The organism is Pseudomonas sp. TE4620 (assembly GCF_056279045.1).
Map to the genome: position 1 here is coordinate 3,367,256 of NZ_JBWBQO010000001.1, position 17,104 is coordinate 3,384,359.

12 protein-coding genes are annotated in these 17,104 nt (G+C 64.7%); 11 read left to right on the plus strand and 1 reads right to left on the minus strand.

Going from position 1 to position 17,104, the window contains the following annotated elements; all coding sequences use genetic code 11:
* Positions 1-44 precede the first annotated feature (44 nt).
* The gene (ppsR, locus tag ACZ9A3_RS15510; protein ID WP_045195025.1) at positions 45-863 is read left to right on the plus strand and encodes a posphoenolpyruvate synthetase regulatory kinase/phosphorylase PpsR; all 819 of its coding nucleotides are present in this window, start codon (positions 45-47) and stop codon (positions 861-863) included.
* A 162-nt stretch (positions 864-1,025) separates the two neighbouring features.
* On the opposite strand, the gene ACZ9A3_RS15515 is transcribed toward ppsR, so the two are convergent.
* The gene (locus tag ACZ9A3_RS15515; protein WP_093380682.1) at positions 1,026-5,891 is read right to left on the minus strand and encodes an NAD-glutamate dehydrogenase; all 4,866 of its coding nucleotides are present in this window, start codon (positions 5,889-5,891) and stop codon (positions 1,026-1,028) included.
* A 347-nt stretch (positions 5,892-6,238) separates the two neighbouring features.
* Here ACZ9A3_RS15515 and ACZ9A3_RS15520 point away from each other — a divergent pair, with 347 nt between their 5' ends.
* The 10 genes from ACZ9A3_RS15520 (at position 6,239) to ACZ9A3_RS15565 (ending at position 17,066) form a co-directional block, all read left to right on the plus strand.
* A complete protein-coding gene (locus tag ACZ9A3_RS15520) occupies positions 6,239-6,592 on the plus strand; it encodes a hypothetical protein (RefSeq protein WP_045195029.1) in 354 nt (117 codons plus the stop codon).
* Between the two features lie 74 nt (positions 6,593-6,666).
* Positions 6,667-7,377 carry a FadR/GntR family transcriptional regulator gene (locus ACZ9A3_RS15525; RefSeq protein ID WP_045195031.1) on the plus strand — a complete coding sequence of 237 codons (711 nt, stop codon included), beginning with the start codon at positions 6,667-6,669 and terminating at the stop codon, positions 7,375-7,377.
* 109 nt (positions 7,378-7,486) lie between these two features.
* The gene (gene lhgO, locus ACZ9A3_RS15530; RefSeq protein WP_476252887.1) at positions 7,487-8,680 is read left to right on the plus strand and encodes an L-2-hydroxyglutarate oxidase; all 1,194 of its coding nucleotides are present in this window, start codon (positions 7,487-7,489) and stop codon (positions 8,678-8,680) included.
* Positions 8,681-8,726: 46 nt separating this feature from the next.
* The gene (locus tag ACZ9A3_RS15535) at positions 8,727-10,055 is read left to right on the plus strand and encodes an MFS transporter (protein ID WP_045195035.1); all 1,329 of its coding nucleotides are present in this window, start codon (positions 8,727-8,729) and stop codon (positions 10,053-10,055) included.
* Positions 10,056-10,257: 202 nt separating this feature from the next.
* The gene (locus ACZ9A3_RS15540; protein WP_038994235.1) at positions 10,258-11,217 is read left to right on the plus strand and encodes an AAA family ATPase; all 960 of its coding nucleotides are present in this window, start codon (positions 10,258-10,260) and stop codon (positions 11,215-11,217) included.
* A 4-nt stretch (positions 11,218-11,221) separates the two neighbouring features.
* The gene (locus tag ACZ9A3_RS15545) at positions 11,222-12,166 is read left to right on the plus strand and encodes a DUF58 domain-containing protein (protein WP_093380676.1); all 945 of its coding nucleotides are present in this window, start codon (positions 11,222-11,224) and stop codon (positions 12,164-12,166) included.
* Positions 12,163-12,657 (plus strand): DUF4381 domain-containing protein, encoded by a 495-nt coding sequence (locus ACZ9A3_RS15550; protein WP_093380674.1) that lies wholly within the window; start codon positions 12,163-12,165, stop codon positions 12,655-12,657. Before ACZ9A3_RS15545 ends, ACZ9A3_RS15550 begins: the two co-directional genes overlap by 4 nt.
* Positions 12,650-13,726, plus strand: coding sequence for a vWA domain-containing protein (locus tag ACZ9A3_RS15555; RefSeq protein WP_045195041.1), 1,077 nt, complete (start codon positions 12,650-12,652; stop codon positions 13,724-13,726). Before ACZ9A3_RS15550 ends, ACZ9A3_RS15555 begins: the two co-directional genes overlap by 8 nt.
* Positions 13,723-15,444: a tetratricopeptide repeat protein gene (locus ACZ9A3_RS15560; protein WP_258594391.1), complete on the plus strand. Its 1,722-nt coding sequence runs from the start codon at positions 13,723-13,725 to the stop codon at positions 15,442-15,444. The genes ACZ9A3_RS15555 and ACZ9A3_RS15560 overlap by 4 nt, the downstream gene beginning before the upstream one ends.
* Entirely contained in the window at positions 15,441-17,066 is a 1,626-nt protein-coding gene (locus ACZ9A3_RS15565; RefSeq protein ID WP_476252888.1) for a BatD family protein, read from the plus strand. Before ACZ9A3_RS15560 ends, ACZ9A3_RS15565 begins: the two co-directional genes overlap by 4 nt.
* Positions 17,067-17,104 lie beyond the last annotated feature (38 nt).

Genomic DNA, 17,104 nt, shown 5'->3' on the forward strand with positions numbered 1-17,104 from the left:
TATCATATCCAAGATTCGTCACCAGCTTAAGGCCCAAGGCGCAAATGAAACGATCTGCTTTCTTTATCTCCGATGGCACCGGCATTACCGCCGAGACGCTGGGACAGAGTCTTCTAGCGCAGTTCGATACCATTCCGTTCAATAAATTCACGCGTCCGTACATCGACAGCGTAGAAAAAGCGCGGGTGATGGTACAACAAATCAATAGCGCCGCTGAGAAAGACGGTGTCCGTCCGATCATCTTCGACACCATCGTCAATCAGGATATCCGCGAGGTCCTCGCCACCTCCAACGGCTTCATGATCGACATCTTCTCGACCTTCCTGGCCCCGCTGGAACAGGAACTGACCGCCCATTCGTCCTATTCGGTGGGCAAATCCCACTCGATCGGCGGCAATTCCAACTATATGGAACGCATCGAGGCGGTCAACTTCGCTCTCGACAACGACGACGGCGCGCGCACCCACTACTACGACAAGGCCGACTTGATCCTGGTAGGCGTGTCGCGTTGCGGCAAGACCCCGACCTGCCTGTACATGGCCATGCAATTCGGCATCCGCGCGGCCAACTACCCGCTGACCGAAGATGACATGGAGCGCCTGCAACTGCCCCAGGCCCTGAAAAACCACCAGCACAAGCTGTTCGGCCTGACCATCGACCCCGACCGCCTGACCGCCATCCGCCACGAGCGCAAGCCCAACAGCCGCTACGCAAGCTTTGCCCAGTGCGAGTTCGAAGTGCGTGAAGTGGAGAACTTGTTCCGCCGCGAGAACATTGCGCACATCAACTCCACGCATTTCTCCGTGGAAGAGATTGCGGCGAAGATTCTGGTCGAGAAAGGTGTAGAGCGAAGGTTCAAATAAAATTCACCGGCCTCATCGCGGGTCAAGCCCGCTCCCACAGGTACAGCACGATCCACCCTGTGGGAGCGGCGGTGCGGCGACCCGACTTGACCCGCGATGAGGCCGGGACAGGCACAAAAAAAACCCCGGCAAATGCCGGGGCTTTTTCATTTCAGCTCACGCTCAGGACGGCACCACCATCGCCTGGCCACTCAGGGCCAGGTCCACCAGTTCGCGGTTGGCCACCGCGTACATGGCGTAGTCGGTGCCGGTAGCGGCACGCAGCTCGTCGAGCATGGCGCGCCAGCGCTCGACCATGACCCGGTGCTGATCCAGCCACAGGGCCACGCGGGCGTCCATGTCCTCGGGGGCGTCGATCATCTGCAGCACCGAGATGGTGATCGCCCGTTGCTGCAGGTCGATATCATCGCGGAAGGCTTCACGGGCCAGGGCCTGCCAGTTGTTTTCCACCGGCAGGTTGCTGATTTCCTGCAGGTACCAGGTCAGGTCCAGGGCGCTGCCAACGGCGAAGAAGGCCTTGGCCACTTCGGCCGGGTCCTGGCCGGTGACGTCGGAAGCCTCGATGATCGGCAACAGGGTGTACAGGTGCGTAGTGCCGGCCACCATGCGTGCCAGCAGCTCCGGCACGCCGGCTTCGACAAAGCCCTGGTAACGGGTCATCCAGCGCTCGCGGGTCGGCCCTTCCAGCAGTTCGTCAAGCTTGAGCCCCAAAGCAGCGATCTTCGGCCCGAAGTGCGCCACGTCACGCCCGGCATCCTGCTCGTTGCGACGGCTGCGCAGGAACCAGCGGGTCGCACGGCGGCCCAGACGCATCAGCTCGTCCATCAGGGTCAACTGGATTTCAGCCGGGACCTGGTAGTCCAGCGCCTCGATCTGACGGAACCAGTGCGGCAGGTGGAAGATGTCGCGCACGATCACGTAGGCGCCAGCGACGTTCGCCGGGCTCATGCCGGTGGACTCTTTCAGGCGCTGAACGAAGGTGATGCCCATGTTGTTGACCAGATCGTTGGCGATCTGGGTGCTGACGATCTCGCGTTTCAGGCGATGGCGGCGCATGGCCTCGGCGAACTTGCTCACCAGCGACGGCGGGAACGCGGTTTCCATGTCGCGGGTCAGGTAGTCATCGTCCGGCACCAGCGACTTGAGCAGCTGCTCCTTGAGGTCGATCTTGCTGTACGAGATCAGCACCGACAGCTCGGCACGGGTCAGGCCCTGGCCGGCGGCCAGGCGCTCGGCCAGTTGCTCTTCGGTCGGCAGGAACTCGATGGCGCGGTCCAGCTTGCCACGGCCTTCAAGGTCGGCCATCAGGCGCTTGTATTCAGCGATGCGCTCCTTGGCCCGACGCGCAGCCAGCGACAACGCCTGGGTCTGCTTGTAGTTGTTGCCCAGCACCAGGCCGGCCACTTCGTCGGTCATGCTGCCCAGCAGCTGGTTGCGCTGCTTCTCGGTCATGTCGCCAGCCTGCACCACTTCGTTGAGCAGGATCTTGATGTTGACCTCGTGGTCGGAGCAGTCCACGCCACCGGCGTTGTCGATGAAGTCGGTGTTGGTGGCGCCGCCGTTCAAGCCGAACTCGACCCGGCCCAACTGGGTCATGCCGAGGTTGCCGCCCTCGCCCACCACCTTGCAGCGCAGCTCGTTGCCGTCCACGCGCAGGGCGTCGTTGGCCTTGTCGCCGACGTCAGCGTGGCTTTCCTCACTGGACTTGACGTAGGTGCCGATACCGCCGTTCCACAGCAGGTCGACCGGCGCCTTGAGCAGTGCGTTGAGCAGCTCGGTCGGGGTCAGCTTGTCGGCTTCGATGGCGAAGCGCTCTTTCATCTGCGCGGTGATCGCGATGCTTTTCGCACTGCGCGGGAAGATCCCGCCGCCTTCGGACATGATGCTGGTGTCGTAGTCGCTCCAGGCCGAACGCGGCAGGTCGAACAGGCGCTGGCGCTCGGCGAAGCTGCTGGCCGGCTCCGGGTTCGGGTCGATGAAGATGTGCAGGTGGTTGAACGCCGCCACCAGTTGCAGCTTGTCGGACATCAGCAGGCCGTTGCCGAACACGTCACCGGCCATGTCGCCGACGCCGACCACGGTGATCGGGTCTTCCTGGACGTTGATGCCGCGCTCGCGGAAGTGACGCTGCACGCCAACCCAGGCGCCACGGGCGGTAATGCCCATTTTCTTGTGGTCGTAACCGGCCGAGCCACCGGAGGCGAACGCATCGCCGAGCCAGAAGCCGTAGTCGATGGCAATGCCGTTGGCGATATCGGAGAAGGTCGCGGTGCCTTTGTCGGCAGCCACCACCAGGTACGGGTCATCGTCGTCATGCCGGACGACGTTGGCCGGCGGCACCAGGGCGCCGTCCTTGAGGTTGTCGGTGATGTCCAGCAGGCCGGAAATGAAGATCCGGTAGCAGGCGATGCCTTCGGCCTGGATATCGTCGCGGCTGCCGCCCAGCGGCAGGCGACGCGGCAGGAAACCGCCCTTGGCGCCGACCGGCACGATCACCGAGTTCTTCACCTGCTGGGCTTTTACCAGGCCCAGCACTTCGGTGCGGAAGTCTTCTTCACGGTCCGACCAGCGCAGGCCGCCGCGGGCGACGTTGCCAAAGCGCAGGTGCACACCCTCGACCCGTGGCGAGTAGACGAAGATCTCGAACTTCGGCACCGGCTTGGGCAGCTCGGGGATCAGCTTGGGGTTGAACTTGAAGCTGAAGTACGACTTGTTATGGCCCTGGGCATCGGTCTGGTAGAAGTTGGTGCGCAGGGTGGCCTTGATCAAGTCCAGGTAGCGACGCAGGATGCGGTCTTCGTTGAGCACCTGGACGTCATCCAGGGCGGTGAGGATCGCCTGTTCCAGACGCTGCTGCTTGTCGTCGAGGTCTTCGCTGGTGAGCTTGCGCGCCAGGTAGAAGCGGGTCTTGAACAACCGGGTCAGCTCGCGGGCGATGTCGGTGTGGTTGTTCAGGGTGCTGGCGATGTAACCGAGGTCGAAGCCCAGGCGGATCTGCTTGAGGTAGCGGGCGTAGGCACGCAGCAGCGCCACGTCGCGCCATGGCAGGCCGGCGGTCAGCACCAGGCGGTTGAAGGCGTCGTTCTCGGCATCGCCATTGACGATGTGCACGAATGCATCCTGCAGGGTGTCGTTGAGCTGCTGGATGTCGAGGTTCAGGCCTTCGGCGGCGGTGAAGGCAAAGTCATGAATCCAGTACTCGCGGCCATTGGCGTGGCGCAGGCGGTAGGGGAACTCGCCGAGCACGCGCAGGCCGAGGTTTTCCAGGATCGGCAGCACATCTGAAAGCGCCAGCGGTGTATCGGCGTGGTACAGCTTGCAGTGCAGCTGCTGTTTGCCGGCCTGGGTCAGCGGCTGGTAGAAGCTCATGACCAGCGGCTTGCGCTCGGACAGGGTCAGCAGGTGCTGCATGTCGACCACCGCCGAATGGGCGGCGAAACGCTCGCGGTAACCGGCCGGGAAGCCTTTCGGGAAATCGGCCAGGACGTTGGTGCCCTGGGCTTCGCCGAAGCTTTCGACGGTCAGGCTGGCGTAGTCGTCCTGCCACGAACGGCAGGCCTGGATCACTTCGTTTTCCAGTTGCTGCGGGTCGATGTCGATGCGGTTTTTCGGGTCGACGCGCAGAATCAGCTGCACGCGGGCCAGTACCGACTCGGAGAAGAAGGTCCAGAACTCGCAGTCGCTGGCCTTGAGGCGCTCCATCAGCACCTGCTGGATCTTCTGCCGCACTTCGGTGGAGTAGATATCACGCGGCACGTAGGCCAGGCAGTAGCAGAAGCGGCCGTACGGGTCCTTGCGCAGGAACACGCGGATCTTGTTGCGCTCCTGGATCTGCACGATCGACATGACGGTGCTGAACAGCTCGTCGACCGGGGTCTGGAACAGGTCGTCGCGCGGCAGCACTTCCAGGACCTGCGCCAGCTCCTTGCCCAGGTGGGCCTTGGGGTCGAAGTGCGAGCGGCGCTCGACTTCGGCGACCTTGCCACGGATGTAGGGGATCGCGCGCACGCTCTCGCCATACACCGAGGAGGTGTACAGGCCCATGAAGCGGCATTCCTTGATGACCTTGCCGTCGGCGTCCAGCTGGCGGATCGACACGTAGTCCGGGTAGGCCGGACGGTGCACGCGGCTTGGGTGCGCGGCCTTGGCGAAGGACAGCAGCAGCGGCTCTTGCAGGTAATTGACGGCGTAGTCTTCGATGCGCAGGTCTTCGGCGGTGAGACCGACGCGCAGCATGCGGGTCAGGCCGAGGAACGACTGCTCGTCGTATTGCAGCTGGCCGCCCTGGGCGTCGCCATGGACGACGAACTCTTCGTAGCCGAGGAAGGTGAAGTGGTTGCCCAACAGCCACTCGAGGAACGCCTTGACCTCGGCCTTTTCATTTTGTGCCGGGGCGTAGGCGGTTTGTTCAACCAGCGCCACGACCTCGCGCAGCTTGGCTTTCATCGGCTCGAAATCGGCGACGGCGACACGCACTTCAGCCAGCACCTGCTCAAGCTCGCGGGTCAGCAGGTTGAGTTCGGCGGTGTTGGCGCAGCGGTCGATTTCCAGGTACATCAGCGACTCTTGCAGCACGCCTTCGCCCTGGGTGCCCTTGGGCAGGATTTCCAGCAGCTCGCCTTTCGGCCCGCGACGCACGCTCAGTACGGTGGTCTGCAGGGTATGGATGCTGTAGCCGCGGCGGTTGAGCTCGGTGCGCACCGAGTCGACCAGAAACGGCAGGTCATGGTGTAGGACTTCGACCGCGGTGTGGGTCGACTGCCAGCCATGACGCTCGTAATCGGGGTTGTAGACGCGAACCTGAGGCTGGGAGTGATCGAAACGCTCGATGATGCGCCAGGCAGAGAGGGTGCAACCGGCCAGGTCCGACATACGGCGCTGGGTGAGTTCGTCCAGAGAGATGATGCCGAAGAACTGCTCGGCGAACAGCGCCACTTGTGGCAGTGCCTGTTCGCTGATGTGCTGCGCCAGGGCCGCTTGCAGTTGATGCTGGAAGTCGGCTTTGCTGGCTGCGGTGAAAAACGCCATCTGTGGTACTCCGCTTGGGCTTTATTATTGAGTGAAGCGTCGCGCGCGTCCGCCGTTTACGGATCAACGATAGCCAACCCGTAGCAGGAGGACGGTAAAACCATAGAAACAGGCGCTCAAGGTGACCCGCAAGTCACATCTTCCCGCTCCACGGATGGGCATCTGCAAAAACGACTGCCAGCGCGGCTGTGTCTTTACGGGTGTCCATCGACAGCGCAGCTTAACGAGTGCCCGCCCGCCCCTGCTTGCGGTGCTGCGACATATTCGGTCATTGAGGTGCAACCGTACGTTTATCCACAGGCCGAACACTGGCAGAATCGTGTTTCAACTTATTGATCGAGCCGCTCATGCAATTCAAGACCGCCCTGCTCTTCGCCACCCCCTGCGATGATGAAGAAGACAACATGGCCACCCTGTGCTGCCACAGCGACAAGGGCCAGATGTTCCTCATGACGCGCTATCCGGACGAAGACACGGTGGACATCACCCTGGATGACGAGCCAAGCACCCTCGACGGCCTCAAAGTGACCTTCAGTGCCAAACGCTTGATGATCGAAGTGGCAGCGGGCGATACCGATGCGCTCAATGGCGACGACTTTCTGGAAATCCTGCTTACCGCCGACGGCACCGACCTCGCCGAAGTCGAAGAAACCCTGCAGAACATCCTCAAGGGCACCGGTACCTACGTCAGCGAGCTGTAATCGCCCACGCGGTTTCTTGACAAGGAACCGCTGCAAAAGGCATTGTCTGACAACCTGATTAATGAGCCACCCTCATGCTTGAGCTTCAGCGCCCCGACACCCTGGTCGAACGGGTTGTCGGCGCCATCCGCGCCGAAATCGATTCCGGTCGCCTGGCGGCCGAATCGCGCCTGCCCACCGAACAGCAACTGGCCGAGCAATTGAACGTCAGCCGCTCGGTGGTACGCGAGGCAGTGGCCCAGCTCAAGGCGGACGGGGTGCTGATCGCCCGCCGCGGCCTGGGTTCGTACATTTCGCAAACCCCGACCGGCACGGTCTTCCGCTTCCCTGCTGCGCAAGGCCGCAGCCCGGACCTGGTGCAGATGTTCGAAGTGCGCCTGTGGATCGAGACCCAGGCCGCCTCGGTAGCCGCCCAGCGCCGCGACGCCGCTGACCTGGCGCGCATGGGCAAGGCCCTGCAGGAGATGCTCGACAAGCGCAGCGAGTTTGCCGTAGCTGCCGCCGCTGACGTGGAGTTCCACCGGGCCATCGCCGAGGCCAGCAAGAACGATTATTTCGTCGCTTTCCATGATTTTCTGCGTGGCCAGCTGGCCGCAGCCCGTCGCACCGCCTGGGAAAACTCGGCGGCGCATTCGGTCGGCGGTTCGGCCGATGCCCATCGCGAGCACCAGGCGCTGTACCAGGCCATCGCCGATGGCGACCGGCTTGGCGCCGCAGCCTGCGCCGAAGCGCACCTGCGGGCCTCGGCCAAACGCCTGAAACTGGACCTGCCGAGTATCGACTGAACACCCTATAGAACGGGCGCTGCGGCATGGCGCCCTTTTGTTTGACCTACTTAGTCTGACAACCTGATAAGCAGACTCTCTGATAAGAACAAGCCAAGGTGACACCTGCATGATCTACGACTACTGCATCATCGGCGGCGGCATCGTCGGCCTCGCCACCGCCATGGCGCTGCTGGAACGCCAACCGGGCGCCTCCTTGCTGATCCTGGAAAAGGAAAGCAGCCTGGCCAAGCACCAGACCGGGCATAACAGCGGCGTGATTCACGCAGGCATCTATTACGCGCCGGGCAGCCTCAAGGCCGACCTGTGCAAGCGCGGCGCCCAGGCCACCAAAGCGTTCTGCAGCGAGCACCAGATCAAGTTCGAAGTCTGCGGCAAGTTGCTGGTGGCCTCGACGCCGCTGGAAGTCGAGCGCATGCGTGCCCTGTACGAGCGCTCGCAGCAGAACGGCCTGAAGGTCGAACAGTTGGATGCCAAGGAGCTGCAACGCCGCGAGCCGAACATCGTCGGCCTCGGCGGCCTGTTCCTCGATGCCACCGGCATTGTCGACTACCAGCAGGTCTGCGAAGCCATGGCCCGGGTCATCCAGCGATTCGGCGGCGAAGTGCAGCTGCAAACCACCGTGCGCGCTATTGTCGAAACCGCCGACAAGGTCACCATCAGCAGCGACGACAAGGTCTGGGGCGCCCGCCAGCTGGTGGCCTGTGCTGGCCTGCAATCGGACCGCCTGGCAACCATGGCCGGGGTCAAGATCGACCACCAGATCATCCCCTTCCGCGGCGAATACTTCCGCCTGCCTGCGGCCAAGAACGACATCGTCAACCACCTGATCTACCCGATTCCCGACCCGGAGCTGCCGTTTCTTGGCGTGCACCTGACGCGGATGATCGACGGCAGCGTTACCGTCGGGCCGAACGCGGTACTGGGGCTGGGCCGGGAAAACTACCGCAAGTTCTCGGTGAACTGGCGCGACGTTGCCGAATACGCGCGTTTTCCGGGGTTCTGGAAAACCATCTGGAACAACCTTGGTTCCGGCACCGCCGAGATGAAGAACTCACTGTTCAAAGGCGGCTATCTGGAGCAATGCCGCAAATACTGCCCGTCGCTGAATGTCGAAGACCTGCTGCCCTATGAGGCCGGGATCCGCGCCCAGGCGGTGATGCGCGACGGCACCCTGGTGCACGACTTCCTGTTCGCCGAGACGCCGCGCATGGTGCACGTCTGCAACGCGCCCTCGCCGGCGGCCACCTCGGCCATCCCGATCGGCCAGATGATCGCCGAAAGGATCTTCAAGGCCCGCTGAATCCTGCTGCACACCTAACTACAAAGACAAAAAAGGAACACCCCACATGTCGGTACATGAGGCGGCTGCGGCCGCGAGCGAAACCCCGGAACAAAAACGCAAACGCCTGCGCAAGGTCGCCGCCGCGACCATCTTCGGCTCGATGCTGGAGTGGTACGACTTCTACCTGTACGCGACCATGGCGGCGATCGTCTTCTCGAAGATCTTCTTCGACCCGAGCAACCCGGCGGTGGCGTCGCTGCTGGCGTTCTCCACCTTCGCCATCGGCTTTATCGCCCGCCCCTTCGGCGGCGTGCTGTTCGGCTACCTGGGCGACCGCTTCGGGCGCAAGCAGGTACTGGTCATCACCTTCTGCATGATGGGCGTGTGCACTACCCTGATCGGCCTGATCCCCAGCTACGCCTCGATCGGTATCTGGGCGCCGATCATCCTCGTACTGGTACGCATCATCCAGGGCCTGGGTGCCGGTGCCGAGTTGTCTGGCGCGGCGGTGACCTCTTATGAACACGCCAGCGAAGGCAAGCGCGGCAGCCAGGGCGCCTGGCCGGCGCTGGGCCTGAACCTGGGCCTGCTGCTGTCGTCGCTGACCGTCTACCTGCTGACCATGAACGGCAACGAGTTCCTGCTCGCCGGCGGCTGGCGCATCCCGTTCATCTGCAGCATCGTGCTGGTCGGCGTCGGCCTGTGGGTGCGTAAAAGCATCCCGGAAACCCCGGACTTCAAAGAGCTCGACAAAACCCCGGCCAAGGACCAGGTTTCGCCGCTCAAGTTGCTGTTTCGCAACGACCTCAAGGGCCTGGCCGTGGTGTTCTTCGTGGCCATCGGCTACAACGCCCTGAGCTACATCTTCAAGACCTTCTCGCTGGCCTACCTGACCCAGTACAAAGGCGTCGAAGCCCATGTCACCTCGCTGTCGGTGACCATCGCCAGCCTGGTGGCGATTATCGCCGTGCCGTTCTTCGGCTGGCTGTGCGACAAATGGAGCAGCAAGACCGTGCTAATGCTTGGCGGGCTGTTCTCGGTGCTGTTCGCCTACCCGTTCCTGAGCCTGCTCAACACCGGCGAGCCGATGATGATCTACCTGGCGATTGCCATCGGTACCGGCATCCTCGCACCGATGATGTTTGCCCCGCAGGGCTCGTTCCTCAGCCGCCAGTTCCCGACCCAGACCCGCTCTTCGGGCTTTGGCACCGGGCGCGAGATCGGCACCGCCGTGGCCGGCGGCCTGGCACCGCTGGGCGGCCTGGCGCTGGTGGCCAACTCGGCGACCCACTCCACCGACGGCGTGGCGCTGATTCTGGTGGTGGCGGCGGTGTTCGTGGTGGTGTTTGCCCTGTGCGACCAGGGCCGCAAGCATTCCAGCTTCAAGAACTGACACCCCGGCTCCCACAGGGTCAGCGCGATCCCTGTGGGAGTTGGCGTTGCCGACGATGGGCTGCACAGCAGCCCCGACTTCACGATTTGAACAATTTTCCCTGCTGCCGTTAGTCGCAAGCCCCCGGATGGATTAAAGTATCAGCCCCCGCCCGGGCGCTTTTACGCCGCACGCCCTGGCTTTTTTCCAGGAACCGTCAACGATGGAACACCGTGAGGCGCTGATCGCGCTGCGCACCTTTCTTTCAACCCAGATCCTGGGCCAGGAAAAACTCGTCGAGCGCTTGCTCATCGTGCTCCTCGCCGACGGCCACATGCTGGTCGAAGGCGCCCCGGGCCTGGCCAAGACCAAGGCCATCAAGGAACTGGCCGAAGGCGTCGAAGCCGAGTTCCATCGTATCCAGTTCACCCCCGACCTGCTCCCGGCCGACATCACCGGCACCGAGATCTATCGCCCGGAAACCGGCAGCTTCGTGTTCCAGCAGGGGCCGATCTTCCACAACCTGGTATTGGCCGACGAAATCAACCGCGCCCCGGCCAAGGTTCAGTCGGCGCTGCTCGAGGCCATGGCCGAACGCCAGGTCAGTGTCGGGCGCAGTACCTACGAGCTGTCGCCGCTGTTCCTGGTGATGGCCACGCAGAACCCGATCGAGCAGGAAGGCACCTACCCGCTGCCCGAAGCCCAGCTCGACCGCTTCCTCATGCACGTCAAGATTGGTTTTCCCGATGCCGCCGTCGAACGGCGCATCCTCCAGCAGGCCCGGGGCGAGGCGCTCAACGGCGAGACCAAGCCGGAACGACGGGTCAGCCAGCAGGCGATCTTTGCCGCACGCAAGGAAATCCTCGGCCTGTACATGGCCGACGCGGTAGAGGAATACCTGGTGCAACTGGTGATGGCCACCCGCACCCCGGCCAAGTTCGACCTGGAGCTGGCCGACTGGATTGCCTACGGCGCCAGCCCGCGCGGCTCGATTGCCCTCGACCGCTGCGCGCGGGCTCATGCCTGGCTGGCCGGACGCGACTTCGTCAGCCCTGAAGACATCCAGGCGGTGCTGTTCGACGTACTGCGCCACCGCATCATTCTTTCCTTCGAGGCCGAGGCCGCCGGGATTGACCAGGACCGGGTGATCCAGCGCATCCTCGACGTCGTCGCCGTCGCCTGAACCCATGCCCAATCGCCTGCTGGCCGTGCCCGGAATCCGCATCAGCCTCGCCGAGCTGATCGAGATGCGCCATCGCGTGCGCGAAGTGCAGTTGTTCTCCCGGCCCGGCCAGCGCAGCCCGCTGGTCGGCCTGCACCACTCGAAACTGCGCGGACGCGGGGTCGACTTCGATCAGGTGCGGGTGTACCAGGCCGGCGACGATGTGCGCAACATCGACTGGCGGGTGACCGCGCGCACCCAGGAGCCGCATACCAAGCTGTTCCATGAGGAGCGGGAGCGGCCGATCTTCATCCTCGTCGAACAAAGCCAGCGTCTGTTCTTCGGTTCCGGGCTGATGTTCAAGTCGGTGCTCGCCGCCCAGGCCGCCGCCCTGATCGGCTGGGCTGCGCTGGGCCACAACGACCGCATTGGCGGCCTGGTGTTCGGCGACAACGAGCACTACGAAATCAAGCCACGGCGCAGCAAGCAGAGCCTGTTGCAGTTGCTCAACCGCCTGGCACGGGTCAACCAGTCGCTGCACACCGAAGCCGTGCCCCAGGCCGACAGCCTCGGTATCGCCCTGCGCCGCGCCCGCGAAGTGCTGCGCCCGGGCAGCCTGGCAATCATCATCTGCGACGAGCGGGCGCTGACGCCTGCGGTCGAGCAGCAATTGAGCCTGCTTTCGCGTCATTGCGACCTGCTGCTGTTGCCGTTGTCCGACCCGCTCGACCATGCCCTGCCGGCCGCCGGCCTGCTGCGCTTTGCCCAGCACGGTGCGCAACTGGAGCTCGACACCCTCGACCCGACCCTGCGCAAGAGCTACCGCCAGCAAAGCGAGGCGCGCATCGAACGCTGGGAGCTGCTGGCGCAAAAGCTGCGGGTGGTGCTGATGCCGCTGAGCACCCAGAGCGAGATGATCGAGCAACTGCGCGAGTACCTTAACGCGCAACGACCGGGGAAAACCTCGTGAACCCGCTCGATCAATTGCAGCCGCTGCTGGCCCCACCGCCGATCGGCTGGTGGCCGCTGGCGCCAGGCTGGTGGGCACTGCTGTTGCTGCTGCCGCTACTGGCTTGGGGCCTGTGGCGCCTGCGCCATTGGCGCCCGGGCAAAAAGCCCATCGTGCGCGCCGAACTGCCTCTGGACCCGGTACGCATCGAGGCCCTGGCCGAACTCGCGCGCCTGCCCAAACCCTACGACGGTGCCCCGGCCGGGGCCTGGCTGCAGCAGATCAACGCACTGCTCAAGCGCCTGTGCCGCAACCATTACCCGGGCAGCCACAGCCATACCCTCAACGGCCGCCAATGGCTGGCGTTTCTTGATAACCGCTGCCCGGCCGCCGGCCTGACCCGCTGGATGGTACTGGTCGAAGGCGCCTACAAGCCCGAATGCAAACTCGACGACAAAGCCATCAACGGCCTCAACCAGTCGGTCGAAACCTGGATCCGCAAACATGTTTGAACTGGCCTGGCCGTGGATCTTCGTGCTGCTGCCGCTGCCCTGGCTGGCGCGCCTGCTGCTGCCGGCCGCCGACAGCGGCGAGCCGGTGCTCAAGGTCAGTTTCCTCGATGAACTCGAAGGCCTGGCCGGGCGCCGCGCGCGCCTGAACCTGCCGACCTGGCGCCAGCAGGCGCCGTTCGTATTGGTCTGGCTGTTGCTGCTGTTTGCCGCCGCCCGCCCGCAGTGGCTGGGCGAACCGCTGCCGGTGGCCGCCAGTGGCCGCGACCTGCTGGTGGCGGTGGATGTTTCCGGCTCCATGGACTTTCCCGACATGCAGTGGCAAGGCGACGACGTCAGCCGCCTGACCCTGGTCAAGGCACTGCTCGGCGACTTTCTCGAAGAGCGCCAGGGCGATCGCGTCGGCCTGATCCTGTTCGGCAGCCAGGCCTACCTGCAGGCACCGCTGACTTTCGACCGGCGCACCGTACGCACCTTCCTCGACGAAGCGCAGATCGGCATCGCCGGCAAGAACACTGCCATTGGCGATGCCATCGGCCTGGCGCTCAAGCGCCTGCGTCAGCGCCCGGCGCAGAGCCGGGTGCTGGTGCTGGTCACCGACGGCGCCAACAACGGCGGGCAGATCCACCCGCTGACCGCCGCGCGCCTGGCCGCCCAGGAAAACGTGCGCATCTACACCATCGGCATTGGTGCCGACCCGGAGCAGACCGGCACCGCCGGCTTGCTGGGCATCAACCCGAGCCTGGACCTGGACGAAGCCTCGCTCAAGGAAATCGCCGAACTGACCGGCGGCAGCTACTTCCGCGCCCACGACGGCGAAGAACTGCAAGCCATCGGCGACGCCCTCGACCGCCTGGAGCCTGTGGCCCAGCAGCCGACCCAGGCGCGCACCGCCGAGCCGCTGTACAGCTGGCCGCTGGCCCTGGCGTTGGTGCTCAGCGTGCTGCTGGTGGTCGAACAGCAATGGCCCGATAACCTGTTGCAGCGCCTGCTGCGCCGCCCACGCTTTTTGCAGCCGCACCCGGAATGGCGCCAGCGCCTGCAACGGCTGCGCTTGAGGAGGCGGCGATGAACGAACTGTGGCCGCAATGGCTACGCCCGCTGTGGCTGGTCGTCCTGCCGCTGCTGGCCTGGTTGCTGTGGAAGCTCTGGCACCGGCAAAAACGCGCCGGGCGCTGGCAGATGATCCTGCCCGCGGCCTTCCATGCCGTGCTGCTCGGTGGCGGCAACGGTCGCGACAGCAAACTGCCGTGGATCGCGTTGGGCCTGGCCTGGCTGATCACCGTGCTGGCCCTGGTAGGCCCAAGCTGGCAGCGCCTGGAGGACACCCGCCAGCGCCCGGCCGACCCGCTGGTGGTGCTGCTTGAGCTGACCCCGCAGATGCTTGCCGACGACGCCGCGCCAAACCGCCTGGAACAGGCCCGACGCAAGATCCTCGACCTGCTCGAGCACCGCCGCGACAGCCAGACCGCGATCATCGTCTACGCGGGCAGCGCGCACACCCTGGTGCCGCTGTCCGACGACCTGGCCACCAGCCGCAACCTGCTCGAAGCCCTGGACCCGGCGATCATGCCGCAAGCCGGCCAGCGCGCGGATCTTGCCGTGCGCAAGGGCCTGGCCCTGCTCGCCCAGGCAGGCATCGGCCAGGGCCGGCTGCTGTTGATCGGCTCATCGCTCGATACCCAGGAGCGCCAGGGCATCGTCCAGGCGCTTGGCCGCCAGGGCCCGAGCCTGTTGATGCTCGGCGTCGGCAGCGCCGAGGGGGCGCCGGTCAGGCAGGCCAACGGCGAGTTCCTCAAGGACGATCAGGGCGGCATCCTCTTGCCGCGCCTCGACAGCGCCAGCCTCAAAGCCTTTATCACCAGTACCGGCGGGCGTTATCGCAGCGCCCGCATCGACGACCTCGACCTGCGCGGCCTGCGCCTGTTCGACAACCCGCGCAGCCTGCGAGACGATGGCCAGACCGTGCAGCTCGACAGCTGGGCCGACCAGGGCTTTTGGCTGTTGCTGCCACTGTTGCTGCTGGCCGCCTGCGCCGGCCGCCGTGGCTGGCTGTTCTGCCTGCCGTTGCTACTGGCCCTGCCGCAACCAAGCTACGCCTTCGAGTTCAACGACCTGTGGCTGCGCCCCGACCAGCAAGGCCAGCGCCTGCTTGAGCAGCAGCGCCCGGCCGAAGCTGCGCGACACTTCGAAGACCCGCAATGGAAAGGCCTGGCCTTGTATGAGGCCGGCGACTACAACGGCGCCGCGCGCCAGTTCGCCCAGGGCAACCGCGCCGCCGACCATTACAATCGCGGCAACGCCCTGGCCCGCAGCGGTGAACTGGAAGCCGCAGTGGATGCCTACGAGCAGGCTCTGGAGCGCCAGCCGGAACTGCAACCGGCGCTGGCCAACAAGGCCCTGGTCGAGCAATTGCTGCAACAACGCCAGGCCGAACAGACGCCTGAGCAGCCGCCCGAAGACAACCAGCAAAGCGACCCCAACAGCAGCAGCGACGCTGCCAGCAGCTCGCAGAACGCCCAGGACCAGGCCGCAGCAAAACCACCGCAAGAGGCCGATGAAGCAGGCAAACCTGCAGACAACGCCAACGAGCAGGCACAAAACCAGGCCAGCGGCGCGGACGACGAAGACACCACCCGCCCGCCCCAGCGCCCGACCGACAGCAGCCTTGATGCCGAACAGCGCCAGGCCCTGGAACAATGGCTGCGACAGATTCCGGACAACCCGGCCGAGCTGTTGCGGCGTAAATTCTGGTATGAACAGCAACAACATCAGGAAACCCATCGATGAGTCGCGTCTGCGTCCTGGTCTTCAGCCTCTTTATCGCCCTGCAGGTGCAGGCGGCGGCGCTGCTCGCCAGTGTCGACCGCACCCGCCTGAATGCCGGCGAAACCCTTGAGCTGACCCTCGAGACCCAGGATGTCACCCAATTCGGCAAGCCCGACCTGACGCCGCTCGATGCCAGCTTCGAAGTGCGTGGCACCCGCCAGGTCAACAGCCTCAACAGCCTCGACGAGAACAGCGCCAACACCCGCTGGATCATCACCCTGTTGCCACGCCAGAGCGGCAGCGTGGAAATTCCCGCTCTGCAACTGGGCGAGGTGCGCAGCCAGCCGATCAGCCTGCAGATCCAGGCCAACGAGATCAGCAGCGAAAACCACGGGCCGGTGTTCATCGACGCCAGCCTCGACCAGCCCGAGGTTTACGTCCAGGCCCAGGCGGTGCTGACCCTGAGCATCTATCACTCGGTGCCGCTGTACGACGACAGCAGCCTCAGCCCGCTGCAGCTGGACAACGCCAGGGTCGAGCCGCTGGGTGAGTCGCGCACCTTCGAAAAAGTCATCGACGGTGTGCGCCACGGCGTGATCGAGATGCGCTATGCAATTTACCCGCAGCAAAGCGGCGACCTGAAAATCCCGGCCCTGACCTTCAGCGCCACCGCCGCGCAGAACGACGCCGAGCAGGAACTCAACACCCCGCGCGCCGGCAAGCAGGTGCAGGTCAGCTCGACGCCGCTGGTGTTGACGGTCGACCCGATCCCGGCCGATTACCCAGCCGATACGCCGTGGCTGCCGGCCAACAGCCTGACCCTGGAAGAACACTGGAGCCCGGACCCGGCCCAGCAACAGACGCAAATCGGCGACTCGCTGACCCGCACCGTGATCCTCCAGGTCGAGGGCCTGTCCAGCGCCCAGTTGCCACCACTGCCCGGCACCGAAGTGAGCGGCCTGCGTCGCTACCCGGACCAGCCGCAACTGCGCAACCAGGTCAATGACCGCGGCCTGCTCGGGGTGCGTGAAGAGCGCGAAGCGCTGGTACCGACCCACGCCGGCAGGCTGGAACTGCCGAGCCAGGAAGTGGTCTGGTGGAACACCCGCGAAGATCATCTGGAGCGCAGCAATCTGCCGGCGCGCAGCCTGCAGATCGAGGACAACCCGGCGCTGAGCGCCGACAAGCCGGCCAGCGTCGACCCGGTCACGGTGCACACCTACCTGCTCTGGCCCTGGCAACTGAGTACCCTGGTGCTGGCCCTGACCACCCTGCTGGGCTTTGCCCTGTGGTGGCGGGCGCGCTCGCAACCGGCGGTGCTGCGCGCGGCGCAAAGCGGGCCGAGCCCGCGCACCCTGCTAGATGACCTCAAGCGCGCGTGCCAGGCCAACGACCCTCAAGCGACGCGCCAGGCCCTGGATGCCTGGGCGCGCCAGCAACCGGAAACCCTGGCCGAGATGGCCGCGCGTTTCGTGCCGCTGTCCGATGCCCTCGATGGCCTCAACGGCGCGCTGTACAGCGAAAGCGGGCAGTATTGGCAAGGCGAAGAATTATGGCGGGCCATCGGTACCATCCCGGCCGCCGAGCAGGTCCAGCCTGCACAAAGCGAGAACGGCAGCTTGCCGCCGCTGTACCCCAAATAACCTCAAGGCGTGACGCCCCGGGCGCCACGCCGGCACAC

What these genes read in the sequence shown, in the direction of transcription:
- ppsR (WP_045195025.1), top strand. Translation starts at nt 45, where the DNA reads ATGAAACGATCTGCTTTCTTTATCTCCGATGGCACCGGCATTACCGCC.
- ACZ9A3_RS15515 (WP_093380682.1), bottom strand. Translation starts at nt 5,891, where the DNA reads ATGGCGTTTTTCACCGCAGCCAGCAAAGCCGACTTCCAGCATCAACTG.
- ACZ9A3_RS15520 (WP_045195029.1), top strand. Translation starts at nt 6,239, where the DNA reads ATGCAATTCAAGACCGCCCTGCTCTTCGCCACCCCCTGCGATGATGAA.
- ACZ9A3_RS15525 (WP_045195031.1), top strand. Translation starts at nt 6,667, where the DNA reads ATGCTTGAGCTTCAGCGCCCCGACACCCTGGTCGAACGGGTTGTCGGC.
- lhgO (WP_476252887.1), top strand. Translation starts at nt 7,487, where the DNA reads ATGATCTACGACTACTGCATCATCGGCGGCGGCATCGTCGGCCTCGCC.
- ACZ9A3_RS15535 (WP_045195035.1), top strand. Translation starts at nt 8,727, where the DNA reads ATGTCGGTACATGAGGCGGCTGCGGCCGCGAGCGAAACCCCGGAACAA.
- ACZ9A3_RS15540 (WP_038994235.1), top strand. Translation starts at nt 10,258, where the DNA reads ATGGAACACCGTGAGGCGCTGATCGCGCTGCGCACCTTTCTTTCAACC.
- ACZ9A3_RS15545 (WP_093380676.1), top strand. Translation starts at nt 11,222, where the DNA reads ATGCCCAATCGCCTGCTGGCCGTGCCCGGAATCCGCATCAGCCTCGCC.
- ACZ9A3_RS15555 (WP_045195041.1), top strand. Translation starts at nt 12,650, where the DNA reads ATGTTTGAACTGGCCTGGCCGTGGATCTTCGTGCTGCTGCCGCTGCCC.
- ACZ9A3_RS15560 (WP_258594391.1), top strand. Translation starts at nt 13,723, where the DNA reads ATGAACGAACTGTGGCCGCAATGGCTACGCCCGCTGTGGCTGGTCGTC.
- ACZ9A3_RS15565 (WP_476252888.1), top strand. Translation starts at nt 15,441, where the DNA reads ATGAGTCGCGTCTGCGTCCTGGTCTTCAGCCTCTTTATCGCCCTGCAG.